The 25164-nt window shown below is 70.3% G+C and carries 21 protein-coding genes; 18 read left to right on the top strand and 3 right to left on the bottom strand.

Translation table 11 applies throughout. From position 1 onward, the window contains the following. The first annotated feature begins 49 nt into the window (after positions 1 to 49). The 4 genes from QF027_RS10660 (at position 50) to QF027_RS10645 (ending at position 4237) form a co-directional block, all read left to right on the top strand. Positions 50 to 778, top strand: a complete 729-nt coding sequence (locus QF027_RS10660; protein WP_306983794.1) for a molybdopterin-dependent oxidoreductase — start codon at positions 50 to 52, stop codon at positions 776 to 778. Continuing rightward, positions 762 to 1382 carry a cytochrome b/b6 domain-containing protein gene (locus QF027_RS10655; RefSeq protein ID WP_307074132.1) on the top strand — a complete coding sequence of 207 codons (621 nt, stop codon included), beginning with the start codon at positions 762 to 764 and terminating at the stop codon, positions 1380 to 1382. The genes QF027_RS10660 and QF027_RS10655 overlap by 17 nt, the downstream gene beginning before the upstream one ends. Before the next feature lie 421 nt (positions 1383 to 1803). Further along, positions 1804 to 2208: a hypothetical protein gene (locus QF027_RS10650; protein ID WP_306983799.1), complete on the top strand. Its 405-nt coding sequence runs from the start codon at positions 1804 to 1806 to the stop codon at positions 2206 to 2208. Beyond that, entirely contained in the window at positions 2198 to 4237 is a 2040-nt protein-coding gene (locus tag QF027_RS10645) for a hypothetical protein (protein WP_307074129.1), read from the top strand. The genes QF027_RS10650 and QF027_RS10645 overlap by 11 nt, the downstream gene beginning before the upstream one ends. A gap of 278 nt (positions 4238 to 4515) precedes the next feature. Here the strand turns inward: QF027_RS10645 and QF027_RS10640 are convergent, their stop codons facing one another. Together QF027_RS10640 and QF027_RS10635 are read right to left on the bottom strand one after the other, a co-directional pair. Continuing rightward, complete coding sequence (locus QF027_RS10640) at positions 4516 to 5913, bottom strand: GntP family permease (RefSeq protein ID WP_307074127.1); 1398 nt, start codon at positions 5911 to 5913, stop codon at positions 4516 to 4518. Between the two features lie 43 nt (positions 5914 to 5956). Further along, positions 5957 to 6463 carry a gluconokinase gene (locus QF027_RS10635; protein WP_307074126.1) on the bottom strand — a complete coding sequence of 169 codons (507 nt, stop codon included), beginning with the start codon at positions 6461 to 6463 and terminating at the stop codon, positions 5957 to 5959. Between the two features lie 158 nt (positions 6464 to 6621). Here QF027_RS10635 and QF027_RS10630 point away from each other — a divergent pair, with 158 nt between their 5' ends. Then, positions 6622 to 7323 (top strand): FadR/GntR family transcriptional regulator, encoded by a 702-nt coding sequence (locus QF027_RS10630; RefSeq protein WP_307074124.1) that lies wholly within the window; start codon positions 6622 to 6624, stop codon positions 7321 to 7323. A gap of 1 nt (position 7324) precedes the next feature. Here the strand turns inward: QF027_RS10630 and QF027_RS10625 are convergent, their stop codons facing one another. Continuing rightward, positions 7325 to 7747 (bottom strand): YchJ family protein, encoded by a 423-nt coding sequence (locus QF027_RS10625; RefSeq protein WP_307074122.1) that lies wholly within the window; start codon positions 7745 to 7747, stop codon positions 7325 to 7327. Positions 7748 to 8110: 363 nt separating this feature from the next. On the opposite strand from QF027_RS10625, the gene QF027_RS10620 reads away from it, so the two are divergent. From QF027_RS10620 to QF027_RS10560, 13 genes are all read left to right on the top strand, one after another. Further along, positions 8111 to 9994, top strand: a complete 1884-nt coding sequence (locus tag QF027_RS10620) for a phage tail sheath subtilisin-like domain-containing protein (RefSeq protein WP_307074120.1) — start codon at positions 8111 to 8113, stop codon at positions 9992 to 9994. Between the two features lie 34 nt (positions 9995 to 10028). Beyond that, the gene (locus tag QF027_RS10615; RefSeq protein WP_306983812.1) at positions 10029 to 10553 is read left to right on the top strand and encodes a phage tail protein; all 525 of its coding nucleotides are present in this window, start codon (positions 10029 to 10031) and stop codon (positions 10551 to 10553) included. Positions 10554 to 10585: 32 nt separating this feature from the next. Continuing rightward, a complete protein-coding gene (locus tag QF027_RS10610) occupies positions 10586 to 11320 on the top strand; it encodes a T4 family baseplate hub assembly chaperone (RefSeq protein ID WP_306983814.1) in 735 nt (244 codons plus the stop codon). Beyond that, entirely contained in the window at positions 11313 to 12035 is a 723-nt protein-coding gene (locus QF027_RS10605; RefSeq protein ID WP_307074118.1) for a hypothetical protein, read from the top strand. Before QF027_RS10610 ends, QF027_RS10605 begins: the two co-directional genes overlap by 8 nt. A gap of 49 nt (positions 12036 to 12084) precedes the next feature. Continuing rightward, positions 12085 to 12918, top strand: a complete 834-nt coding sequence (locus tag QF027_RS10600) for a DUF4255 domain-containing protein (RefSeq protein ID WP_307074116.1) — start codon at positions 12085 to 12087, stop codon at positions 12916 to 12918. Between the two features lie 33 nt (positions 12919 to 12951). After that, on the top strand, positions 12952 to 14901 hold the full coding sequence (locus QF027_RS10595; RefSeq protein ID WP_307082340.1) for an ATP-binding protein: 1950 nt from the start codon (positions 12952 to 12954) through the stop codon (positions 14899 to 14901). Next, positions 14892 to 15182 (top strand): hypothetical protein, encoded by a 291-nt coding sequence (locus tag QF027_RS10590; RefSeq protein WP_307074114.1) that lies wholly within the window; start codon positions 14892 to 14894, stop codon positions 15180 to 15182. The genes QF027_RS10595 and QF027_RS10590 overlap by 10 nt, the downstream gene beginning before the upstream one ends. Continuing rightward, on the top strand, positions 15179 to 21748 hold the full coding sequence (locus QF027_RS10585) for an eCIS core domain-containing protein (protein ID WP_307074112.1): 6570 nt from the start codon (positions 15179 to 15181) through the stop codon (positions 21746 to 21748). Before QF027_RS10590 ends, QF027_RS10585 begins: the two co-directional genes overlap by 4 nt. A gap of 12 nt (positions 21749 to 21760) precedes the next feature. Beyond that, positions 21761 to 22330: a HEAT repeat domain-containing protein gene (locus QF027_RS10580; RefSeq protein WP_306983825.1), complete on the top strand. Its 570-nt coding sequence runs from the start codon at positions 21761 to 21763 to the stop codon at positions 22328 to 22330. A 32-nt stretch (positions 22331 to 22362) separates the two neighbouring features. Continuing rightward, a complete protein-coding gene (locus QF027_RS10575) occupies positions 22363 to 23040 on the top strand; it encodes a hypothetical protein (protein ID WP_373431014.1) in 678 nt (225 codons plus the stop codon). Between the two features lie 10 nt (positions 23041 to 23050). After that, positions 23051 to 23422: a hypothetical protein gene (locus QF027_RS10570; RefSeq protein ID WP_307074110.1), complete on the top strand. Its 372-nt coding sequence runs from the start codon at positions 23051 to 23053 to the stop codon at positions 23420 to 23422. Further along, positions 23415 to 24554 carry a hypothetical protein gene (locus QF027_RS10565; RefSeq protein WP_307074108.1) on the top strand — a complete coding sequence of 380 codons (1140 nt, stop codon included), beginning with the start codon at positions 23415 to 23417 and terminating at the stop codon, positions 24552 to 24554. Before QF027_RS10570 ends, QF027_RS10565 begins: the two co-directional genes overlap by 8 nt. A gap of 64 nt (positions 24555 to 24618) precedes the next feature. After that, the gene (locus tag QF027_RS10560; protein ID WP_306983831.1) at positions 24619 to 25155 is read left to right on the top strand and encodes a phage baseplate assembly protein V; all 537 of its coding nucleotides are present in this window, start codon (positions 24619 to 24621) and stop codon (positions 25153 to 25155) included. The last annotated feature ends 9 nt before the right edge of the window (positions 25156 to 25164 follow it).

Raw genomic sequence — 25164 nt, 5'->3', positions numbered from 1 at the left:
CACCCGTGATTCCTGGTCCCGCAGGCCTCGCGGGTGTTCGAATGAGTACGTGAACTCCGAACAGCCCGAGGAGCAGCGCGGTGCGCCGATCGGCCGCCGTGTCCTCCTCGGCACCCTCGGCCTGGGCGCGCTCGGCGTGGTCGCCGCGCCCACCCTGCAACGCGGCCTGGAGGCCTTCCTCGGCAGTGCCGCCGACAAGGACCCCACCGGGCTGACGGGACTGCTCCCCAACGGCGGCGGCTTCCGCTACTACTCGGTGACCTCGTCCGTGCCGCACAAGAACGCCGAGAACTACCAGCTCAAGATCGACGGACTGGTCTCGCGCCCGCGCACCTACACCCTGGCCGACCTGCGGGCGATGCCCCAGACCCGGATGGTCAAGGACGTGCAGTGCGTGACGGGCTGGCGGGTCCCGGACACGCCGTTCGAAGGCGTACGGCTGTCCCGGCTGCTGGACGCCGCCGGGGTGACCGCGAAGGCGGGCGCCGTCCGCTTCACCTGTTTCGACGGGGCGTACTCCGAGAGCCTCACCCTCGACCAGGCCCGCCGCTCGGACGTCCTGGTGGCCCTGCGCATGCAGGACAAGGACATCGGCCACTCCCACGGCGGCCCGGTCCGCCTCTATGTGGCCCCCATGTACTTCTACAAGTCGGCCAAGTGGCTGTCCGGCATCACCGTCACCGAGGACGTGGAGCCGGGTTACTGGGAGGACCGGGGCTACGACGTGGACGCCTGGGTGGGCCGATCGAACGGGCGGGACGATGCGCCTACGAGTTGACGCCCCACCGCAGGCACCTGTCCGGCGCTTCGGGCGCAGCCAGAAGTGGGTCCACCGCGTGACCGCCGCACTGATGGGCGTCTGCGTGGTGACGGCGGCCTGCCTCTACGTCCCCCAGTTCGCCGAACTCGTCGGCCGCCGTGAGCTGGTGGTCCGCGTCCACGAGTGGGCGGGTCTGGCCCTGCCGGTACCGGTCCTGGTGGGCCTGGTCTCCCGCGCCTTCCGCGCCGACCTGGGCTTCCTGAACCGCTTCGGCCCGCACGACCGGGTCTGGCTGCGTGCCGCGCTGCGCCGCGACAAGCGCCGGGCGGCCCGTCCCGCGGGCAAGTTCAACGCGGGTCAGAAGGTCTACGCCGCCTGGATCGCGGGCGCGAGCCTGGTCATGCTCGGCACGGGCCTGCTGATGTGGTTCACCCACCTCACTCCGATCCAGTGGCGCACCAGCGCGACCTTCGTCCACGACTGGCTGGCCCTCTCGATCGGCATCGTCCTCGCGGGCCACATCGGCATGGCCCTCGGGGACCCGGAGGCACGGCGCGGCTTGCGGACGGGGTCAGTGAGCCGGGAGTGGGCGGAACGCAAACACCCCCTGTGGCGGCCGTGAACGGCGGCCGGTGGCGGCGCGGTGAGCGCCTTCCGTGATATGTCGCGTGACTTCTGCGAAAAGAGGAAAGTCGTTGCACGCAGGGTGATCCATTGGATACATTCTGCGTCCTGAGCGACTCGCTCGATGACCCCGCGTTGTGCGGAACGGCTCCTCGGCCGGAGGCAGTTGACCAATCCGAGCAGCCGAGCCGCTTGCCGTACGGAAGGCACGACCACGTTGTCCTGCCTCCCCCCAGACGGTCGGCGTGCGGCTCGAACGGCACCGGACGTCCCGGACGCGAGAGATCCGCGGACAGACACGGGTGGAGGTCGGAGGCCAGCATGTCCGCGCTCTCGCTCGGTCGGACTTCGCAGTCCGGCAGGCAGACGCAGATGTGCCGATGCTCGTCATCGGCCCCGGCTTTCTGGAGTGCCGTTCCATGCCCGTACACCGACCCGAGACCGTCCCGATCACGCTCGCGGAGCGTGAGATCCGTCTGATCACGGACGTGCTGCGGCACGCCGCGGCGGAATGCTCCGCCGTCACGACACCCTCCGAACCGTCCGATGCCGCACTGGACGGCGGAGTCACGCTGGGCCGGCTGACGGTTCAGTGGCAGGGCATCGTCGGCGAACAGATGCGCCATGAGGGCACCGGATTGCTGAGCGTCTCGCAGAATCGGGAAGCGTGGTACCAGGTCCGCGCGGCACTGAGCGACCACGCCGCACAGGCCTCCCGTGACGTGGAACTGGCGGGACTGGACGCCGACGCCCCCGCCAGACGGCGCGCGCACGACGCACTGCTCCTGGCTGACCGCATCGCGGAGGCGTCACATGGCTGGTGAGACGCACGTTGCCGGCTCCTCCGGGCTCTCCCGTGCCGATGTCGGTGCCGGTGTCGACGCCGAGACGCTTTCCGGCGCCGACAGGGAGACCGGCTGGCAGCCCGCCCAGTGGCCCCTGCCCAGGGTCGCGGCGGTCGACAACCTGGCCGACGCCCTCACCGGAAAGAGCTTCACCGCGGGCGCCGTCCGTGTCCTCTCCCAGGCCGCCGTGCGCCCGGACGAACTGCGGCGCAAGCTGGCCGAACCCGCCGAACTGCGCGTCCAGGGCGGCACGTTGCTGATCGCCGAGACCCGGTTGTGGTCGGCCGCGGTGGTGCCCCACCCGGCCAACCCGCGGGAGTACGGCCGCCGCAGCTACGCGCTCGGCGGGGCCGCCGCGAACCTGCGGGTACTGCCCGAGCCCACGTCGGGCCCGGGACACCTCGCCGAGCTGGAGATCCTGGTCGAGAGTCCGCACACGCTCGCGCAGCGGCTCGAGGACGCCCAGAGTCGGCTGGCCAGAGAGAACCCCCTCGGCGAGGACGTGGCGGTGGACGGAGTGCTCCAGCCCCTCACCGTCGTCCCGATGACGGTCCGGCACCGGGACGGGCACCGCTCGGCCCCCCTGCTGATCGCCGCCGACGGTTCGAGCCGCATCAGCGCGGTCCATGAACTCCTCGGCTACGCGCCGTCGAAGGTCGCGTACGAGTGGAGCATAGACAGCCGGTTGTTCCGCCGGGAGACCAATCGCTGGCTCCGGTTGGTGCAGAAGCAGGGCTGGGAGAACCTCAGCGACGAGGAACAGCAGAAGGTGCGGGTCCTGACCGTGCCGGCCCGCGTGGTGATCGGGTTCCGGCCCAACGAACGGACGAACCTTCCCTTCCACACCGCCGTACGGAACTTCATCGGCCTGACCCACATCCGCCCGCCCAAGCCCTACGGCTCCGCCGTGGAGAACGAGGCGAAGGCCGACGCGGTACTCGACACCCTGGCCCAGCCCACGCGCAGCCGTCCGGCCCGGATCTCGGAGCCGCAGAAGCAGTGGTTCGCTGGGGTGATCAGCCATGACGAGGCCCTGGACGAGGGCTTCAGCCCGTACCGCGACGTCCGGGCCGCGGAGATCGTCCGCTCCGTGCTCGGCGGCAGCGCCAAGCGACGCGTCAACGACGGCATCCGGTCCCTGACCGCCAAGCAGAAGCCCACGCGTGAGGACCGGGTCGACATCGCCGTCGAACTCGTCATCCGCCCGTACCGCACCGAGATGAACGACCTCGTCCAGGTCGTGCGGCCGCGCCGCGCGGTGCTCCAACGTGCCTACCGGCTCAAGGAGATCGAGCAGCATCTGACGGCGGACCTCAGGCTGGAGGGCGCCGAATACGACGGCCTGTCGCTGGAGCAACTGCGCGACGAGGCGCTGGACGAGGTGGAGTCCGGCTTCGGCGACAGCGGAGAACTGGGTCCGGCCCAGACCGAGTTGGCGGTGAAGGCCTGCTACTACATGGCCGTCGCCGATCCCATGGCGCTGCAGCGCGAGGTGTTCGGAGGGCCGGAACATGAGGACGACCGCAGCCCCGCGACCGTGCTGCGCGCCATGCTGGCCCGCAGCCGCGGCGTCCACCAGGCGTACGAGATCGTCCGCGCCGGCCGCCGTGGCGAGCCGCTCCTGGAGGTCGACGAGAAGGGTGTCCCGAACCGGTCGGCCGCGGGTGAGGTGCGGGAGCTGACCGACACGCTCGTGCGCCATACCTACAACGGCGAGCCCTCCACGGACGTTCCCCAGACCACGGGCCACAAGGCCGCGAGCCTGCGGTGGGCCGAGATCCGGCTGAAGGTCGAGGAGCTGACCAGGGCCGTGGCGGCCATGGAGGCTGTACCCGTCGACGAGGGCGGTCGCAGCCTGGTGCAACGGGACGGCTGGGACACCGAGCAGATCAAGGAACTGCGGGCCACCCTCGACCGCAGCGACCGCAAGCTCGCCACCTGGGCCGATGTGCACGAGGACAACAAGATGGCCGCGCAGGAACAGGCGGAGGCCGAGCAGGAGCTTTGACGGTGGTCCGGCTCTCCGCGGGGTTTTGACGGTGGTCTGGTCGTGTGCCAGTTCTTGACGGTGGCTCAGTCATCCGCAGGAGTTCCGACGACGGTCCCCCTGGAGCCCTGATGGGAGTCTGGTCGCCCGCCGGAGTCCCAACGGCGGTCCAGCCGCGCCGGAGCCCTCACGGCAGTCCCGTCGTCCGCCGGGGTCCCGACGGAGCTCCTGCCCTCGGAGCCGGTGGCCAGGAGTTGCCGGCCCCCGGCGTTCCCGCGGGGCGACGGATCGCCGTAGCGCTAGATGACCAGCGAGAGCAGCAGGACCAGACCGCCCGCGAACACCGAGATGATCGTCTCCATGATCGACCAGGTCTTGACGGTCTGGCCGACGTCCAGGCCGAAGTACTCCTTGACCAGCCAGAACCCGGCGTCGTTGACATGGCTGAAGAAGAGGGAGCCGGCGCCGATGGCGAGGACGAGCAAGGCGGTGTGGGTCGTCGACATGTTCGCGGCGAGCGGGGCGACCAGGCCGGCCGCGGAGACCGTGGCCACCGTCGCGGAGCCGGTCGCGAGGCGGATCGCGACCGCGATCAGCCAGGCGAGGAGCAGGGCCGGGATGGACCAGTCCTCGGATATCTCCAGGACCATCTGACCCACACCTGAGTCGATCAGGGTCTGCTTGAAGCCGCCGCCGGCGCCGACGATCAGCAGGATGCCGGCGATGGGCGCGAGGCCCTTCTCGATGAGCGGGGTGAGGCGCTCCTTGCCGAAGCCGGCGGGGCGAAGCAGCGTGAAGATGCCCACGAGCACCGAGGCCAGCAGGGCGATCAGCGGCGAGCCGACGACGTCGAAGACGCGCTGCCCGGTGTTGTCGGGGTCGTCGATCACGATGTCGACCAGTGCCTTGGAGAGCATCAGGACGACCGGGAGAAGGAGCGTGGCGAGGGTGGCACCGAAACCCGGGCGCTTCTCCAGGTCCTCCGAGGCACGCTGGGGGATCATCCGGTCGGGCGCGGGGACGTCCACCCAGCGGGCCGCGACCTTCGAGAACAGCGGACCGGCGACGATCACCGTAGGTATGGCCACCAGCACGCCGAGCGCGAGCGTCACACCGAGGTTGGCCTGCACCGCGTCGATCGCGACCAGGGGGCCGGGGTGCGGCGGGACCAGGCCGTGCATCACGGAGAGACCGGCGAGGGCCGGGATGCCGATGCGCATCAGGGAGTAGTTGCCGCGCTTGGCGACCATCAGCACGACCGGGATCAGCAGCACGACGCCGACCTCGAAGAACAGCGGCAGACCGATGACGGAGGCGATCAGAACCATCGCCCACGGCATCGAACGGCCGCCCGCCTTCGCGAGGATCGTGTCGACGATCTGGTCGGCCCCGCCCGAGTCGGCGAGCATCTTGCCGAGGATCGCGCCGAGGGCGATCAGCACACCGACGCCGGCGACCGTGGTGCCGAGACCGGTGGTGAAGCTGGTGATGGCCTTGTCGAGCGGCGCTCCGGCGACCGCGCCGAGCACGAGCGTGCCCAGGGTCAGCGACAGGAAGGCGTGGAGCCTGAACTTGGTGATGAGCAGAACGATGACGGCGATGCCCGCCAGTACGGCGATGCCCAGCTGAGCGTGACCGGCCGAGGTGATCGGCTCCGGTGCGTCCGCTGCCAGCATCTCGACGCTGAGTCTGGTCACGGGTGTCCCTTGCAGGTACGGGGATGGTCTTCGGAAAGGGGTGTTACGGGAGTTCGGCGAGCGCCTTCGCGGCGCGCCCGGTGATCTCCTCCGGGCTGCCGGAGACGTCCACCACGACCCCGGCCTCGTCCTCCTGGAGGGGCTGCAGCGTGGCGAACTGTGAGTCCAGCAGTGCGGTGGGCATGAAGTGCCCCTGCCGGTGCGACATCCGGTCCTCGATGAGGGAGCGGTCGCCCGCCAGGTGCACGAAGACGACCCCGGGCGCCTCGGCCCGCAGCCGGTCGCGGTACGACCGCTTCAGCGCCGAGCAGCTGACCACCCCGCCGAGCTCCGCCCGCCCGTGCGCCCAGGAGCCGATGGCGTCCAGCCACGGCCACCGGTCCTCGTCGGTGAGCGGAGTGCCGGCCGACATCTTGGCGATGTTGGCCGGCGGGTGGAAGTCGTCGCCCTCGGCGTACGGAACGCCGAGCCGGGCCGCGAGCAGGGGACCGATGGTGGTCTTCCCGGTGCCCGCGACGCCCATGACCACGACGACCTTCGGGGTACTCATCGCTGCCTCACTGTCTGCGTGTCGTCTTCGACATCAGATGCCGACTCATGCCGGCTGATGCAGACGCAACTGAAACCGATTAGGTACGACAAATTCAAGAGCCTGTGATGAATAAGTCTGACTTTTTCTGGGTGTGACATGCCCCGTACTCTGAGTGCATGAGCACATCGGGCCGGGGGCTGCACGGGCGCGTACTGGAATCCCTCGGCCCCGCCATCACCGCGGGGGAGTACCCGCCGGGCAGCGTGCTGCGCACGGACGAACTCGCTCAGCGCTTCGACGTCTCACGCTCGGTGATGCGCGAGGCGGTCCGGGTCCTGGAGTCGATGCACCTGGTCGAGTCCCGGCGGCGCGTGGGCGTGACGGTCCGCCCCAAGGCCGAGTGGAACGTCTACGACCCCCAGGTCATCCGCTGGCGGCTGGCCGGCGCCGACCGGCCGCACCAACTGCGCTCACTGACCGTGCTGCGCTCGGCGATCGAGCCGGTGGCGGCGGGCCTGGCCGCGAAGCACGCGACCGCCGAGCAGTGCGCCGAACTCACCGAGTGCGCGCTCGGCATGGTCGCCAACTCCAAGGGTCATCGCCTCGAGGGCTACCTCTTCCACGACATCGCCTTCCACCGCGTGATCCTCAACGCGTCCGGCAACGAGATGTTCGCCCGCCTCGGTGACGTGGTCGCCGAGGTCCTCACCGGACGCACCCGCCACGAGGTCATGTTCGAGGATCCCGACCCGGCCGCCGTCACCCTCCATGTCCGGCTCGCCGAGGCGATCCGCGAGGGCGACGCGGGTCACGCGGAGGAGCTGACCCGCGAGATCGCGGAGGGCGCCCTCCAGGAGCTGGAGATACTCGCGCCGTAGGTCAGTCGAGGAACTCCCCGTCGACGTACACCCAGGCGCCGTCCACGCGCTCGAAACGGCTGCGCTCGTGCAGGGAGCCACCCTTGAACGAGGCGCGGAACGTCACCGTGCCCGTGCTGTGGAACGCCGAGCCGTCGGTCGTGTCGAGGATCTCCAGGCCGGTCCAGCGCATGCCGGGGTCGAGATCGACGCCTGGCGGCCGGGTCCGCGGGTGCCAAGTGCGCAACAGGTACGCCTCGTCGCGCTTCACGAAAGCGCTGTAGCGCGAACGCATCAGCGCTTCGGCGGTCGGTGCGGCGGCCGCACCCCGGTGGAATCGGCCACAGCAGGCCTCGAACGTCTCCTCAAGACCGCAAGGGCAGGAGGGCTGGTGAGCGGGCCCGGAGGTGGTAGAGGGCCGGAGATGCGAGGTACGTCGGGGCATGACCGCCATTCTGCTAGAACATCGCCTGTGTGCAATCCGTGAAGTGCCTGCTGCGACATGCGCACATCGTGTGCGATTCGGGTGGGTACCCTCCACCGAACCTCCCTCAGGGCTGGCGTGAACACGCCTTGCACGGCCAACTCCCGACCCCCCACGGTGGGTTGAGCACTTGAGCATCAGGAGTCACAAGCGTGCGCTTGACCCGGACGGCCGTCCGTCCCGGGTGCTGACGGGGGAAACTGATGCGGTGTCACGGACCGACGCGCCTTCGCGCGCCGGAGACCGCCGCGCGCCGCGACGAACCCTCCCTCTTCCGTCTCCTGGTGCCTGTCGTTCGGTGCCCGAGAAGGGATTGGAGGGGGAATGCCGACGAATGCAGTGAGCGCCGCCAGGCCGACGTATCCCGGCGTCCATGTCGAAGAGCTTCCCAGCAGCACCCGCACCATCTCCGCCGTGACCACGTCGGTGACCGCGTTCGTGGGGCACACCCGGCGCGGTCCGCTCAACGAGCCCGTACGGGTCACAGGGTTCACCGAGTTCGAGCGCCGCTTCGGCGGTCTGAGCTCGCAGAGCGCCCTCGCCTACGCGGTCCACCAGTTCTTCGGCAACGGCGGCTCCGTCGCCGTCGTCGTGCGGGTCGCCAAGTCCGGCAGCGGCAAGGCCGCCCATGTGGCCCTGGAGTCCACCGAGGGCCACAGCGAGAGCCGCGTCCTCGACGTCCACGCCAAGGAACCCGGCGTATGGGGCAACGGACTGCGCGTCGCCGTCGACTACGACACCCTCCGCCCCGACGAGACCTTCAACCTGCGGGTCTACGACGCCAAGGGCGACGCCCGCGAGAGCTTCACCGGTCTGTCCATGGACGAGGCAGGGGGTACCCCCTCTGGGGGAGGCCGGTACGCGCCCACCGTGATCAACGCCGGCTCGCGGCTGATCCGGGTCGAGGCCGTGGGTGAGGGACGCCCGGACCCGTCGGGCACTGTCTCCAAGCCCTTCGGGCACGAACTGCCGGACCTGGCCGTCGACCTGACCGTGAAGATCGGTGACGTCGAGCGGGAGTTCAAGCTGTACGACCCGGGCTGCGACGGCGAGGCCCCCTCGTCCGTGGCCGAGTTGGCGCTGCTCCTTGAGCGCAAGCTGCGGGCGCTGCCCGACGCGCCGGGCAAGCACGCCTTCGCGGGCGTCGAAGTCACCGCGTTCGGACGGCGGTTGCAGGTCGTCGCCGGGTCCACCGACCCCGAGGACGTGGTCCGCTTCCTCGGCGAGTGCGCCAACGACCTGGGCCTGGAGGCCTCCGTCAACCCGCCGGTCTTCCCGCTGGAGGGCGGCGAGGACGGCGAGGCGCCGGGTCCGCGCGACCTCATCGGCTCCGAGGCCGACAAGACCGGCATCCAGGCGCTGCGCGGGGTGGCCGACGTCAACCTGCTGGCGCTGCCCGAGCTGGCGTCGTACGAGAAGACCGATGACGCCCTCACCGTCGTCTCGGCGGCCCAACGGCTGTGCCAGGAACGGCGGATCTTCCTGCTGGTCGACGCGCCCGGTACCTGGGTGAACGTCGACACCGCACGCGCCGGGGTCGCCGCCTTCGACGCCGTCCGCGGCAACCACGCCGGCCTGTACTTCCCGCACCTGCAGCTCACCGACCCGCTCACCGGGCGGCTGCGCTCCTTCCCGCCGTCCGGCGCGGTCGCGGGGGTCATCGCCCGCACCGACTCCGAGCGCGGGGTGTGGAAGGCACCGGCCGGCACCGAAGCGCAGCTTGTGGGCGTGCACTCGCTCACCGTCGATCTCACCGACCGGGAGACAGGGCTGCTCAACCCGCTCGGCGTCAACTGCCTGCGGACGTTCCCGGTGTCCGGTCCCCTCGTCTGGGGGGCGCGCACCCTCGAGGGCTCCGATGCGCTCGACAGCGAGTGGAAGTACGTGCCCGTGCGGCGGCTCGCGCTGCACGTGGAGGAGAGTCTCCAACGCGGCCTGCAGTGGGTCGTGTTCGAGCCCAACGACGAGAGCCTGTGGCAGCAGATCAGGCTCGGCGCCTCCTCGTACCTGCACACGCTCTTCCGCCAGGGCGCCTTCAAGGGCAGCACCCCGCGCGAGGCGTACTTCGTCAAGTGCGACAGCGAGACCACCACCGACGAGGACGTCGCCAACGGCATCGTCAACGTGCTGGTGGGTATCGCGCCGGTCCGCCCGGCCGAGTTCGTGGTCGTCAAGATCCAGCAGACCTCGGGCCAGTTCGCGCTGTAGCGCCCACGGAAACATGGAGAGCTGAAGGAATCCGATGGCTGAGTTCACGGTCAACGCGCATCGATTCGACCCCTACAAGAACTTCAAGTTCCTGGTTCTGTGGGACGGTCGCACGGTCGCCGGCATCAGCAAGATCAGTCCGCTCAAGCGGACCACCGAGGTCGTCAAGCACCGGCACGGCGGCGACCCCTCCTCCCCGCGCAAGTCGCCGGGCCGCTCGGAGTTCGAGGGCGTCACGCTCGAACGCGGGGTCACCCACGACCCCGAGTTCGACCGCTGGGCCAACAAGGTCTGGCAGGTCGGCGCCGGTCTCGGCGCCGAGGTCTCCCTCGCCGACTTCCGCAAGGACATCGTCATCCAGGTCCTCAACGAGGCCGGACAGGTCGCCGTCTCGCACAAGCTCTACCGGACCTGGCCGAGTGAGTATCAGGTCCTCGGCGAGCTGGACGCCAACGCCAACGCGGTGGCCATCCAGTCGCTGAAGCTCGAGTGCGAGGGCTGGGAGCGGGACTACGAGGTGCCCGAGCCGGAGGAGCCGTCGTTCCTCAACCCGGCGTGATCCAGGGGTAGTCGGGACAATCGGGGGAGAACATGGTGATCACCGGGGCGGCCGAGTTGCTGTCCACGTGGGAGGCGGGGATCGGCGAGGCGCCTGTCGGGCGGGCGCTGCTGCTGCACCGCACGGCACGGCCCGACATCGATGCCGGACGGCTGCCCTCGGTGCCCGTCGGCGAACGCGAGGCCGACCTTTTCGCACTGCGCCGGGCGCTGTTCGGCGAGCGGATGCAGGTGCGGCTGGCGTGCGTGGCGTGCGGCGAGGACATGGAGTTCGAGCTGGACGCCGGGGACCTCGCGGGCTCGCTGGGCGGGCGCTCTTCGGCCGAGTCCGTCGTCCGGGTCCAACAGGACGGCTGGGACGTCGAGTTCAGGCTGCCCGGGGTCGCCGACCTGACGGCCGTGGCCCGTTCCCGGGATCCGCGCGAGGCGCTGCTCACCCGGTGCCTCGTGTCGGCGGTGCGGGACGGGACCGCCGCCACCGCCGGCGAACTGCCCGCACCCGTGCAGCGCCGGATCGCCGAGGCCGTCGAGGCCGCCGACCCGGGCGCCGACCTGGCGCTCAACGTGGCCTGCCCCGAGTGCGGGCAGGCCACTCGGGCCGAACTCGACATCGCCTCCTACCTGTGGACCGAACTGGACGCCTGGGCACGGGACGTGCTGCTCGACGTCCATCTGCTCGCCACCGCCTACGGGTGGAGCGAGCCGGAGATCCTGGCGCTCAGCCCGCTGCGGCGCCGCTACTACCTGGAGCTGTGTGCGGATGTCTGACGCCGAGGGGGCGCCCGCCCCCGACTTCCTCGACCGGCTGATCGCCCGGCACGCGGCACCGCGCCCCGGTGCAGTGCGGGTGCAGCCCCGGCTGCCCGGACCCTTCGAGCGGGTCGAGGCCGTACGGGACCGGGCGGCGGCGCCGGACGAGGACGCGCTGCTGTGGCCCTCGGCCACGCCACCAGCCCTACCGGCGCCGGACATGCGGCGCCCGGCTCCCGCGCAGACCCGGACGTACACGGAACGGGAGCGGACCGTCGTACGCACGGAGCGGTCGCCGGAGCAGCCGGCCCCGCGTCCGGCGCCGGCGGTCCGGGCCGAGGTGCCGTTGCTTCGTCCTGCGACACCTCTCGCTCCGGTGCCGCGGCCGTTGCCCGACGCCGGGCGGCGCGCCTCGGGGCGGGCGGAACGGCATCCGTCACAGACCGCGGCGTCCGCGCCCATCCCCCCGGGAACGGACGCCGCCCCCACCGCCGTGCCGGCGGCGCTGCGACCCAGCGCCGCCGACACGGCGGCCGCCCGCGACGCCGTACGGCAGGCCGCGGCACGGCGGCCGGAGCGGGTGACCGAGCAGGTCGTGCAGGTGCAGATCGGGCGGCTCGAAGTCACCGCGGGGGACACGCCCTCGGGCGGCGGGCGGCAGCGGACGCCTTCGAAGGAGCGCGCCGGGGCGACCGTGAGCCTGGCGGAGTACCTGGCCCGGGGGCGCGAATGAGCGACACGGCAGGGACCAGTAGGACGAGAGGAACCGAGGAACCGACGTCATGAGCAACGCACTTGCCCTCGCCCATGTCACCCAGGCCCTCGCCCTGCTGATCGAGTCCAACCTGGGGCCGGAGACAGACATGGCCGTCAAGGTCGAGCCACGCAAGCCGTCGGCCGACCCGCCGAGCGACCCCACCATCTCCGTTTTCCTGTACCAGGTCACGCCCAACACCTCGCAGCGGGGCAACGATCTGCCGACCCGGGCGGCCGACGGCACGCTCGTCAAGCGGCCCGCCGCGGCGCTCGACCTGCACTTCCTGATCACCGCGTACGGCGACGAGACGGAGCTGGTCGGGCAGCGGCTGATCGGCTCCGTGGTCCGCGCGCTGCACGAGATCCCGATCCTGCCGAAGGACGTCATCGAACAGGCCCGTGAGCAGCGGCCGTACCTCGCTGCCAGTGATCTCGCCGAGTCGGCGCAGCGAGTGCGGTTCACGCCGACGGTGATGGACGTCGACGAGACGTCGAAGCTGTGGGGAATGCTCTACCAGACGCCGTACGCGCTGTCCGTGGTCTACCAGGCGGCGCTCGTCTTCATCGACGGCCGGGAGAGCCCGGTGCCGGGCAGGCCGGTGGAGCGGCCCGAGGTACGGGTCGTGCCGTTCGTGCCGCCGGTTCCTCCGGAGGACGAGCCCACAGCTGAGGAGCCGTCAGAATCGGCGCCGGCGGAGGTAGTTGGAGCGAGATCGAAAAGGACGGCGAAGGCACCTGCGAAGGCACCTGCGAAGGCCGTTGCGAAGACCGCCGCCAAGGCTCCCGCGCGCACGCGCAAGACCACTCGGCCGAGCAAGGCGGCACAGCCGGCGCCACGCGACGAGAGCACGGAGAGCTGAGACCACATGGAGACGACGGGGGCGGGTGAGGACATGGGGACGGACGGAACGGGTGTGGACGACGGAAGCTCGACGCTGAACGCGGAGATCCGGCGTGTCCTGGCTCGCGTCGACGGCCATGCCGCACACTCCGGTGGTACGGAGACGGCTTCCACGGAGCCGTCCGCGGGCACTCCCGTGCTCACCGGCCCCGGCGCCACCCCCCTCGACGCCCTCGTCGCCTGCTTCGGGCTCACCTCCTTCGAGCGGGACCTCGTACTCCTCACCGCTGCCCAGGAGTTGGAGCCCACGGCCGCCGCCCGCTGTGCCGCCGCCTGCGGGGATCCCGAGCGGGCGTACCCGACCTTCTCGCTCGCCCTGGCGGCGCTGGCCGAGCCGCACTGGAGTGCGCTCACGCCGGTGGCGCCGCTGAGGCGTTGGCGGATCGTGGAGCTGGAGGACGAGTCACGACTGACCATGACCCGGCTCCGGCTCGACGAGCGCATCCTGCACTTCCTGCTGACCTCGCCCTACCTGGACGCCCGCCTGCACGGCCAGTTGCGCCGCACTCCGGTGCCGGACGCGCTGTCGCCGTCGTACGACCTGGCCGCGACCCGGCTCGCCGAGGGCTGGACGAACGGGACCGACACCCCGCTGGTCGAGCTGACCGGCGGGGACGCGCGCAGCCGGGCCGACCTCGCCGCCGCCGCGGCCGCCCGCTCGGGGCTCGGGCTCTACTCCATGAGCGCCGAGGACGTCCCGTCCGACCCCGCCGAGCGCGACCGGCTCGCCCGGCTGTGGCAGCGCGAGGCGATCCTGCTGCCCGCCGCGCTGCTCGTCGAGGTGGCCGAGCTGGACCGCGACCAGCGGGCGGCGACCGAGTCGTTCCTGGCCGGGGCCGCCGTACCGGTGGTCGTGTCGAGTGAGGACCCGCTGCGTTCGGAGCGGTCGTACGCGGCGCGGGTGGTGGTGCCGCGGCTCGACGACGAGGAGCAACTCGGTCTGTGGGCGGGCGCGTTCGAGGAGACCGAACTGGGAGAACGCGAACTCCGTTCCCTCGTCGCCCAGTTCCAGCTGCCGCCGCACGTCGTGCGTTCCGCGGCCGCGACCGTACGGCGTCGGCTGCCGCACGAGGAGGAGCTGGACGCCGCCGAACTCGCGTGGCGGGCCGGGCTCGACGAGGCCCGGATCGGCATGGACGAGCTGGGGCGGCGGATCGAGCCGCAGGCCGGCTGGGACGACCTGGTGCTGCATGAGCGGCAGACGAGCGTGCTTCGGGAGATCGTCGCGCATGTGCGGCAGCGGGCAACCGTCCACCAGGAGTGGGGATTCGCGGCCACTCTGCGTCGGGGACTGGGCGTCACCGCCATGTTCGCGGGCGGCTCCGGCACCGGAAAGACCCTGGCCGCCGAGGTCATGGCGAAGGAGCTGGGCCTCGACCTGTTCGTCATCGACCTCTCCCAGGTGGTCAGCAAGTACATCGGTGAGACCGAGAAGAACCTCCGCCGGGTCTTCGACGCCGCCGAACGCGGCGGCGCGCTGCTCCTGTTCGACGAGGCCGACGCCCTGTTCGGCAAGCGCAGCGAGGTCAAGGACAGCCACGACCGGTACGCCAACCTGGAGGTCAGCTACCTGCTGATGCGGATGGAGGCCTACCGGGGTCTGGCCATCCTCACCACGAACATGAAGAACGCCCTCGACACGGCCTTCCTGCGACGCATTCGTTTCGTCGTCGACTTCCCCTTCCCGGCCGAGCACGAGCGGGCCGAGATCTGGCGCCGGGTGCTGCCGCCGCAGGCTCCGGTCAAGGACATCGACGCCGCGCTGCTCGCCCAACTCACCGTCGCCGGCGGCTCGATCCGCAACATCGCCCTGTCCGGAGCCTTCCTCGCCGCCGAGGAGGGCGACCCGCTGCAGATGCGACACATGCTCGCCGCCGCCCGTACCGAGTACCTGAAGCTGGAGCGCTCGCTGACGCCGGCGGAGGTGCGCGGATGGGTGTGAACAGGGACTCCGGGGTTTCGGCGATCCGCGTGGAGATCGGCGAGCTGGTACTCGACGGATTCCGGGCCGATCCGGAGCGGGTCTCCGCCGCCTTCGAGCGTGAGCTGACCCGGCTGGTACGGGAGCACGGGGTACCGCTGGCGGCGAACGGCGCGCTGAGCGTCGACGCGCTGACCGGACTCGCCCCGCTGCCCGCCGGGCTGTCCGCGCGACGGCTCGGACAGGAACTGGCCCGGGCCGTTCACGAAGGGTTGAGCGGTCACGGGGAGGCGACCCGGTGAACTCGCAGAGCCACCAGGCTGGTACGGAGCAGTCCGCCGAACAGCGCCGTCGCAAGCGCAAGGAGCGGGCCGCCAAGTCCCGTACGCCCGAGCCGAAGAACATCGTCAGCGGCGCCGGTCAGCCCCTTGACCCAGGCGTACGGCGGGAGTTGGAGGAGCAGCTCGGTCACGACCTGAGCCGCGTACGGCTGCACACCGGCCGCGACGCAGGTCAGCTGACAGAGCTGCTCGGGGCGGACGCGGTCGCCGTCGGCCAGGACGTCTTCTTCCGCGAGGGTGCCTTCAAGCCGGGCACCGACGAGGGCCGGCGCCTGCTCACCCACGAGCTGCACCACACCGTGCAGAACGCGCATGGCCTGGGCGCGCTGCGGGCCGGGCGTGAGCTGGGCGCCGTAAGCCTGCCGCAGCAGTCCATCGAGCGCGAGGCGGAAGCGGCCGCCCAGGCGGTCGTACGGTCCGGCGCTCCGGAATCCGCACCACAGGACGCTTCGAAGGTCGAGGAGGGACAGGCCACCCCCGGCTGGCTGCGCTACGCCACTGTCGACGCCGACCGGATGCGGGCCGAGGCCGTCGACCCGGCGACCCTCGTCGACCGGCTCGCGGGCAACGTGCTGCGCAGCCTGCGCGGCGACCCCACCGACGCCTCCGGCCGCGTACGCCTCCAACTGGCGCGGATGTCCGAGCAGTTGGAGGACGCGGTCGTCGAGCGCCTGGAGACCCGGCTGCTGACGCCCGAGTACGAGCGTCTCCTGGACCTCGCCGACGAGGCGCGTCCCGGTCCCGTCGAACTGCAGCCCGCCGACGTTCCGTTGCCCGAGATCGACCTCTTCGAAGCACTCGGTGTCGAACGCATCCAGTGGAAGAAGAAGCAGGAGTCCGACCGGAGTTCCGATGACAAGCGCGCCACCGACGAGCGCGAGGAACAGCAGGACGCCAGAGCGCGCGACGAGAAGAGCGGCAGCGACCGCAGCCGGGCCCGTGCGGACGCCGCCACCGAGGATCAGGAGGCCGCGCAGCGCACCGAGCAGGAGGACGAGCGCAACGCGTCCCGGCAGCAGGACCGGCAGGAGCAGCAGCAGGAGGACGAGCAGGCCGCCGCGGACCGCGACCGCACCGACCAGGCCGCCGACGAGCACGCCCAGGGGCAGCAGGAGGGCACCGAGCAGGCCAAGGAGGAGCGCAAGGAACAGCGCGAGCGTGAGGAGGCCGACCCGCAGCAGGCGAGCGCGCCGGGCGCCGACAAGCGCAAGCGCCGGGACGACCAGACGCAGCCCGCCGCAGGGTCCAGGAACGAGGAGCCGGACCCGAAGCAGAAGGCCCAGCCCGGCGCCGTACGCCCGGAGAAGGTCGACGAGCGGGCTGAACAGCCGGATTCCGCGCTCTCCGAGCACGGGCTGAACGACAAGGATGAGGACGGCGGCGCCGAGGCCGAGCCGCGCGAGGAGGAGCGGCCGCTCGGTCTCGAAGCGGGCGCCGACAACGAGGTCACGGGCGGCGAGGACGAGGGTGGGGGTGCCCCGGGCGCCGAGCGCGAGCCCGAGATCAAGCCCGAGGACCACCTTCCCGAGGCCGACCTCGCCCTGTCCGCCGTACCGACCGCGGACCGGCTCGAACCGGGCGCCGCCGAGCCGTCCCTGCCGTCCTTTCCCACTCCGCCGCCGACCAAGGCCGAGAAGATCGAGCAGGAGCGGGAGAAGCAGGAAGGCGAGCGGTCCGACGACGACGCAGAGGCCGGACCCGAGCCCAAGGCCCCCGGCCAGGACGAGGGACCCGTCGAGGGCGAGGCCCCGCAGCCCGAGAACGGGCCCGCCGCCCAGACCCGCGACCGCAGCACCAAGGACCTGCAGGAGACCGAGAAGCCGCTCGACCAGGAGGTCGGCCCGGACCTCGCGACCCAGGACAAGGAACGGGCCGAGCCCGAGGCCGAGAAACCCGATCCCGAGCAGGAGCAGGAGCAGGAGCAGACCAAGGACGCCGACTCCGATGCGGATGACGCGGGCGGCGACGACGAGCGGCCGGACGCCGAGGATGCGCAGGACGCTCGGGTAGAGGGCCGCGAACAGCGGGACCGTACGGCCGTACAGCCGCAGTCGGCCGTCCAGGCCCCGGCGCCGCCCGTCGCGTCCCCGGTCGCGGCGGCCGTGTCCAAGCCGGCCGGGGCGCAGACGCCGAAGACGCCGGTCGAGGACCGCAATCCCTCTCCCGCCGCCCGGCGCGGCGCCGAACCGCCCCGGCCCGAGCGCGAGGCACCGCAGGCCAAGAGCCGTGTGCCCAAGGAGTCCGGGCCCGGTGCCGTACCCCCTGGGCCCGTGGGCGCCGCCGAGCGGACGGCCGGGCCGACGACCGCAGCCGGACCCGGTGCCGCGCCGTCCGCCGCGCAGGCGGCGGTGAGCCCCGCCGCCGAACAGACCGCCACGCCCGGCCAGACCGCCACCGAGACGGCCACGCCCCGGCCCGAGGCGTCCCTGGAGAAGGACGGCGGAGGCTGCGCACCGCCCGAACCCGCCGCCGAGAAGGACGAGGGCGGTCAAGGCAGTTGTGGTGGCGGCGGTGGCGAGGCCGCGGCGGAAGAGAAGGAGCAGGAGCCGCCGGACGTCTCGGGGCAGGACCCCAAGGCCGCCGTGCAGACCGTGAGCAAGCTGGCGCCCGACCAGGCCGCTGCCGCCATGCCCGGGGTCGACAAGGCCGCGGACAGGAAGATCGGCGAGGAGCAGCAGCGGCTCGACGCGGCCCCGCCCACCAAGGAGCGTCCCTCGGGTGCGCCCGAGACGCGTTCGGCGCCGCCCGAGGCCGCCCCCGCGGCGGCTCAGGTCACCGGCAAGGTGGAGAAGCTCGGCCCGAAGGACCAGGGCGAGAAGCAGAAGGCCAAGGGCAGCGAGAAGGCCCAGGGCAAGAAGCCCACCGACGACGTGCCTCCGCCGCCGCCTCCCGCCGCGCCCGACAAGGGGCTCAGCGAGGCCGAGGCCGCGAACATCGAGGCCGCGGCCAACGCCGTGCCGACGACCGACCCCGAACTCCAGAACAAGACGGTCGGACCTGCCCCCAAGATCCGGCTGGAGGGCGCCAGCGACCCGACGCGGACCGACGACCAGGCCAAGGCGCTGAAGGACAAGCAGTCCGACATCCAGCGGACCGGTCGGGACGACGCGGCCAAACCCATGGGCGAGGACCAGATCTTCCCCGACGCGCCGCGGGAACAGCTCACCGGAAAGGCCTCCGGTGGCGGCAAGCGCGGCAAGGGCGGCGCACTCAAGGCCGCCTCCAAGCCCAAGGACGGCGTAGGCGCCGTCGCCAAGCAGGAGAAGGGCTCCGAGATCACCGGTGCCGCCGGCACTGCGCAGGGTGACCTCGGCGCCAAGGAGAAGGAACACCAGCAGAGCGAGCAGCAGTCCAAGCAGGAGAAGCAGACCGAGATCGACCGCGAGGTCGCCCAGAACACCGAGAAGCAGACCTCCGAACGCGGCCGGGTCGCCCGGGAGACGCAGAAGCAGCGAGAGGACTGGCGGACCGAGCAGGACAAGAAGGCCGAAGACGCGGACAAGCAGTCCGAGGACGAGCACGGCAAGAAGAACAAGGAGATCGTCAAGGCGCGCGACGACAAGGACAAGGAAGTCGCCGAGCGCAAGGACAAGGACAACGCGCAGATCGACACCGAGCGTGAGAACGCCGAGAAGGAGGCCGAGAAGAAGAAGGAGGAGGAGAAGCCGTCCGGCGGCTTCTTCGGCTGGGTCGCCGACAAGGTGGGCGACTTCTTCAAGGGCCTCCTCGAAGCGGTCACCAAGGTGTTCGAGGCCGCGCGCGCCCTCGTCAACGGCATCATCGACAAGTTCAAGGAGTGGGCCAACGCGGCGATCGACTTCGTCCGCGACCTGGCCGTCAAGGCGATCAACGCGCTCGCCGACGTCCTGATCGCGATCGGCGACGTACTCCTCGCGGCATTCCCCGAACTGCGCGACAGGTTCCGCAAGGCGATCGAAGGCATGCGGGACGCGGCCATCGCCACGGTCAACCAGCTGGCGGACGGCCTGAAGAAGGCCGTCAACAGGCTGCTCGACGCGCTCGCGGCGGGCCTGAACGCATTGCTGGACGTCCTGGAAGCCGGGGTCAAGGCGGCCATCAAGGCCTTCCAGGCCATCATCGAGGGTGCGATCAAGTTCGCCCAGGCGGCGGTCGAGGCGCTGGGCAAGTTCGCAGCCTTGGTGGCGGACATCGCCCCCGACCCGGGCGGCTGGATCTCGAAGGCGGGCAGCTCGGCCAAGACCGGCATCACCGACCACCTCTGGGGCGCCATCAAGGTGGCGGTCAAGGGGTGGTTCGACACGAAGGTCGAAGGCATCCTCGGCCTGGGCAAGGCGGTCATCGACGTCCTGGTCAAGGGCTGCGTGTCGATGAAGCAGATCGGCAAGATGGCGTGGGACGCGATCATCGCCTCGCTCCCGATGATGATCGCCTCCCTGGTCATCGAGAAGGTCGTCTCGATGATCGTGCCCGCGGCCGGGGCGATCCTCACGATCGTCCAGGGCCTGATGGCGGCCTGGCAGAGCATCAGCTCGATCCTGGCCGCGTTCGGGAAGTTCTGGGCGTATCTGAAGGCGGTCAAGGCGGGCCCGGCGGCATGCCTGTTCGCGGAGGCGGTCGCCGCGGGTGTGGTGGCCCTGCTCGACCTCATCACCAACTTCCTTCTCCAGAAGCTGTCTTCGGCGACCAAGGGGGTCGGCAAGCGGCTCAAGGCCATGTCCCAGAAGATCATGGAGGGCCTGAAGAAGGTCGGGGGCGGGGCGAAGAAGGCGGCGGGGGCGGCGGTCAATTCGGCGCGGGGGGCGATGCGGAAGGCGAAGCAGGCGCTGTCCAGGCCTGGCACCGTGCCGAAGCCGAAGGGCAGGCCCTCACCCGACCCGAAGTCCCCTGTGAAGCCGAAGGACACGGCTACGCCCAAGGGGCCGGAGAAGAAGCCGGACGCGGCGGAGACGAAGCCGAAGGAGCGGACGCCCGACAAGGATCGGGATCCGTCGAAGGAACAGAAACCCGACAAGGACCAGGGTCCGGACAAGGACAGGACTCCCGACAAGGACCGGGGCCCGGCCAGGGACAAGGCTCCCGCAACTCCTCCGAAGAAGAAGCAGAAGGAGATCGAGGGCCCGAAGCCGACCAGGCCCAAGAAGCCCAAGTCCCCGGCCGCGAAGGCCCTTGCGAAGGCCAAGGGTGCCGTCAAGTCCGCCCTGAAGAAGGTCGGCAACGCGGCGAAGACCCTCGGCAGGAAGCTGAAGAAGTCCAAGGTCGGCAAGGCGCTGAAGAACGGCGCGTCGAAGCTGCGGAACCTCTTCAAGAAGAAGAAGGACCGGCTGCGGGACCACAAGAGGCAGCAGCAGGAGCAGAAGAGGCAGAAGCAGGACCAGAGGCGCAAGGACGAGAAGTCGAAGGAGTCCAAGGAGGCGCGGCTCGCGAGGATCGTCGCGCGGATCCGCCCTCGTATCGCAAACCTGCTGCGACGCGGGACCACAGGCATTGCGCTCAATGCCGTCCTGCTGGCCATGCGCCTGTGGTATCGACTGACCAGACTGGACGCGGCGAGTTCGCGAGCTTTCGACATCCGTGCCGTACTCAATCCGGAGGCTCTGGCCGGTGGGGGCTTCCGGCTCACCGGGGCCGATATACGCCGTATCGTTCATGAACTCGTGCAGACCTTCGTGAGCCGGCCCGACGTGCAGGAGCGTGCGCAACAGATGCATCGGTCACGTTCCGGACTTCTGGCACGGTTCAGGAACACGCACCCGCTGGAGGTCTCCGGTGGGAGGGACGTACCAGCCGTGGTCCGCTATCTCAGGGAACGCGCGAGAAACCTCACAATATCCCTCCCGGGTGGCAGGAAGGTCGAGATCAATGCCTTCAATCCGCCGTTGTGGAAGGACGAGCAGTACCGCTTCGGTAGTGAACGCGAGAACGTCGCAGAGTGGAACAGGCCAGGCGCCGTCAACGCATTCACTCGGGGAGTCGGCACCTATCCGGAGATCGCAGAGCTCATGCGGAAGAGTGGTCTGACGGACGCCCGGATCGCGAACTACATGCGCACGTATGTGAGGACGGGCACCCTCCCGCCGAGCCTCAGCAGAGCGAACCGGAGGTTGCTGCGCAATGCCACCTGGCTCATGTTCGTCCGGGAATCGGTGAGGAATCCGGCCAATCTCGGCTTCGCTGCGATGACAACCCAGATGGTCGAGCGAGGTCCGCAGCGCGGCGGTATGACGTGGAGCCAGGCCTTCACGGAGTACGAGGGAACGGAGGCGCCCGGAGGGCGAGGCCGGTTCCCGATGTCGATGATCGGGGCCCCAAGGGCCGCCCGAGGTGTGGCAGCGGTGGAGGGCGGCAGGCATCCAGGAACGACCTCCCAAGGAGGGACCGGGGCCGAACGGGACGAGCTGGTGCGCCGCGAGGAGCAACTCGCCCAGCAATGGGCCGCAGCGGTGACCAACAACGAAGGCATCGTCGGGGATACCGAGGACGAAGCGCTGAAAGCCGGCCGGGATAGAGTCCAGAAGGCACTCGAAAAGTTCTACTCGCTGCAATAAAGGGCCCAGATCATGACGAACGCGAAGCAAAGAATTGTGCTAGCTCCCGGGGTGACTTCCGACGACATTCAGAGGTTCGCCTGGGATCTGGACTGGAATGCGGTCGATGCCGGGGACCTGGCCGCGGACGTGGTCGTCGACGTGTGGACCACAGTGGACGGCAGGACGGAAATCAGATCGGTCGAAGACCGACCGATCGCCCTCTTCTACTTCACCGTGCACGGCGACAATAGGGATCGGGTGATCGGCGAGATCGAAGAAGCGTGCCCCGTATGGCATTTCGAAGACGCCGTGGCTGCCATGGGTCGCGCGAGCTCTCGGGACGAGAAACTTGTCGCCGTCTACGCTGCCGCTCTCTCGGCGACATCGGACGACCGGCAGGAAGAAATCTCCCTGCTCCGGTCACTGGCACAGGATTCGGATCCCGCTCTGCGGCAGGCAGTTCTTGTCGCCACGGGATACCTGGGGTGGCCGGAGCTGATCTCGCTGGTCGAGGAGATCGGACAGAACGATCCCGAGGAGTTCATTCGGCACAACTCCGCGATCCTCCTGGAGGGATTCCACCGCTTCGGCACCGATTGACCCGTGCAAGAGGTCGCACCCCAAGGAGAATCATGTCGTACCGAAACATCCCCAAGCCTATCCGCTCCGGCATAGTCGTGGTCGACCCCGGCACCGGCGCCCCCCAACGTGTCGTCGTGCTCCAGTTCAACCCTGACACGCTGGAGCGCAGCCTCGCCCCCCAGTCCGCCGGAGACAACAGTGACTCCGGCGGTGGAGGCAGTGGTGGTGGGGACAGAAACGAGGCTCTCCGGCTCAAGGGCCCCGCCCAGGAGACCTGGAAGTTCACCGCGGAGATCGACGCGACCGACCAGTTCGAGGTGGCCGCGCCCGACGGGATCCACCCGCAACTCGCCACGCTCGAAATGCTGGTGCAGCCGACGACCGAGCAGCTGCGTGCCGCCAGCCGGCTGTCGCAGAAGGGGACCATCGAGATCAGCCCGATCGAGATGCCGTTGACGCTGTTCACCTGGGGGAGCAAGCGGGTCATGCCCGTGCGGCTGACCGAGCTGTCCGTGAACGAGTCCGCCTTCGACGTGAACCTCAATCCCATCCGGGCCTCCCTCGGCATCGGGATGAAGATCCTCACCGTCAGCGACCTGCCCGCAGGGCACCGCGGCGCCGACCTGTACATGGCGCACCTCGCGCAGAAGGAGCGGCTCGCGGCCGCCGCGCGGGGCGCCGGGCTGGGTGCGCTCGGGCTCAGTGGCACATTCAGCGGAAGGGGCTGAGCAGCACACCATGGCCGACATCGAGCCGTACGAGAACGCCCTGGGCGCGATACCCGGCGCCCATCCCTATTCGCGGGGCAGCCGGTACCACGACGCCGAGATCGGCATCCACCGTCAGGCCGGCGGGACCGAAGTCCGGTACGCCAAGCGGCGGTTGCTGCCCTCGCTGGACCAGCAGGAGACGCAGGAACATGTGGTGGGGGGCGGCGAGCGGGTCGACCTGCTCGCCCAGCGGTACTTCGGCGAGCCCGGGCAGTGGTGGCAGATCGCGGACGCCAACCCCGTCCTCGATCCACGGGAGTTGACCGACGAGGCTGGACGCGTCATCGACATCCCGCTCGCCGGCGGGTTCCCCAGCGGCAGGGGAGACCGGCGTGTTTGATCTGCCCGTCGGACAAGGTCCCGTCCACATCACGCTCCTCATGGGGCCCAAGCTCGCCCGGCCGGTCCCGGCCGAGGTCACCGAGGCGCTGCTGTCCGCGCAGATCACCGCCACGGCGGGGGAGCGCAGCGGCTTCCAGCTGGCCTTCGACCTCACCAAGAACGGGATCATCAACCGGCGGCTGCTGCCCGAGGGGTTCTTCGACCCGAAGACCCGGATCATCGTCACCGTCAGCGTCCGCGGCACCCTCGACGTGCTCTTCGACGGCCTGATCGTCCGCCAGGAGGTCGGCGCCAGCAACCAGCCGGGACACTCCACCCTCACCGTCACCGGCGAGGACCTCACCCTCCTGCTGGACCTGGAGGAGCGCACCGCCCGGTACCCGAATCTGCCGCCCTCCGAGCGCGTCCTGAACATCCTGCGCCGCTACTCCGACTACGGCATCCGGCCCGACGTCTACACCGAGCAGATCGCCCAACCCCCGCACCAGGACCTGCGTGTCCACTACCAGACGGGCACCGACCTCCAGTACGTCACCGAGCTGGCCCAGGCCAACGGCTACACCTTCTATCTGGAGCCCGGTCCCAACCCCGGCCAGTCCTCAGCCCGTTGGGGACCGGAAGTCCGCCTCGGCATCCGCCAGCACGCCCTCAACGTCAACGTGGACGCCAACTCCACCGTCGACCAACTGACGTTCGCCTACGACGGCACGGCCCGCGAAGAGCCGCAGGCCCGCTGGCAGGACCCGGGCACCAGGGTGTCCACGCTGCTGCCCCAGCCGGCGATCAGCCCCCTGCGCCCGCCCCTCGGCAAGCGGCCCACCCCGGCCCTCAAGCGCAAGACGCTCTCCGGCACGGCCAAGCAGCAACGCGAGCAGGCCGAGGCCGAGTTGCTCGCCCGCGCCGCCGTCTCCGCCGACGTCATCACCGGCTCCGGCTCACTCGACGTCAACCGGCACGGCTACATCCTCCAGCCCCGGCAACTGGTCGGCGTGCGCGGCGCGGGACGGGCGTACGACGGCGACTACTACGTCAAGTCCGTGACGCACACCCTGCGTCCGGGCTCATTCCAGCAGAACTTCACGATCTCGCGCGAGGGCCTCGAAGCCCGCAGCGACTACGTACGGCCCTGAGAACACACCGAGCCAGAACACACCGCGCCCCGACAACAGCGACACACACCGGGAGTTCCTCACCATGGCGGCACCCAGCAACCGCTACCTCGGCAAGTTCCGCGGCCGAGTCGTCAGCAACGACGACCCCCTGCGGATCGGCCGCGTCACCGTCGAGGTCCCGGACGTCCTCGGTGACGAGCCGTCCACCTGGGCGCTGCCCTGCCTGCCGTTCACCGGCCCGGAGTCGGGGCAGTTCGTGGTGCCGCCGCCCGGCGCGGGCGTGTGGGTGGAGTTCGAACAGGGCGACCCCAGCTTCCCGGTGTGGACCGGGTGTTGGTACGGCACCGCCGAGGAACTGCCGCCCGACGCCCGCCGCGAGCTCCAGGCGAACTCGCCGAACAAGCCCGTCGTCGTACAGACACCGGCCGCGCACAAGATCGTGATGAACGACACCGCCGGCGCCGAGCAGGGAATCCTGCTCCAGGCCCAGGGCGGCGCCTACATCCGCATCACCGAGGAAGCCGTCGTCATCGCGACCGGAGCGGGTGCCGAGGTCATCCTGCGCGGCCGTGAAGTGACCATCAACGAGGGCCAGTTGACCGTCCTCTCCAAGCGATAGACAACGGGG

Source organism: Streptomyces canus, from assembly GCF_030816965.1.
Taxonomy (GTDB): domain Bacteria; phylum Actinomycetota; class Actinomycetes; order Streptomycetales; family Streptomycetaceae; genus Streptomyces; species Streptomyces canus_E.
This window is presented reverse-complemented; position numbering and strand designations above follow the sequence as displayed.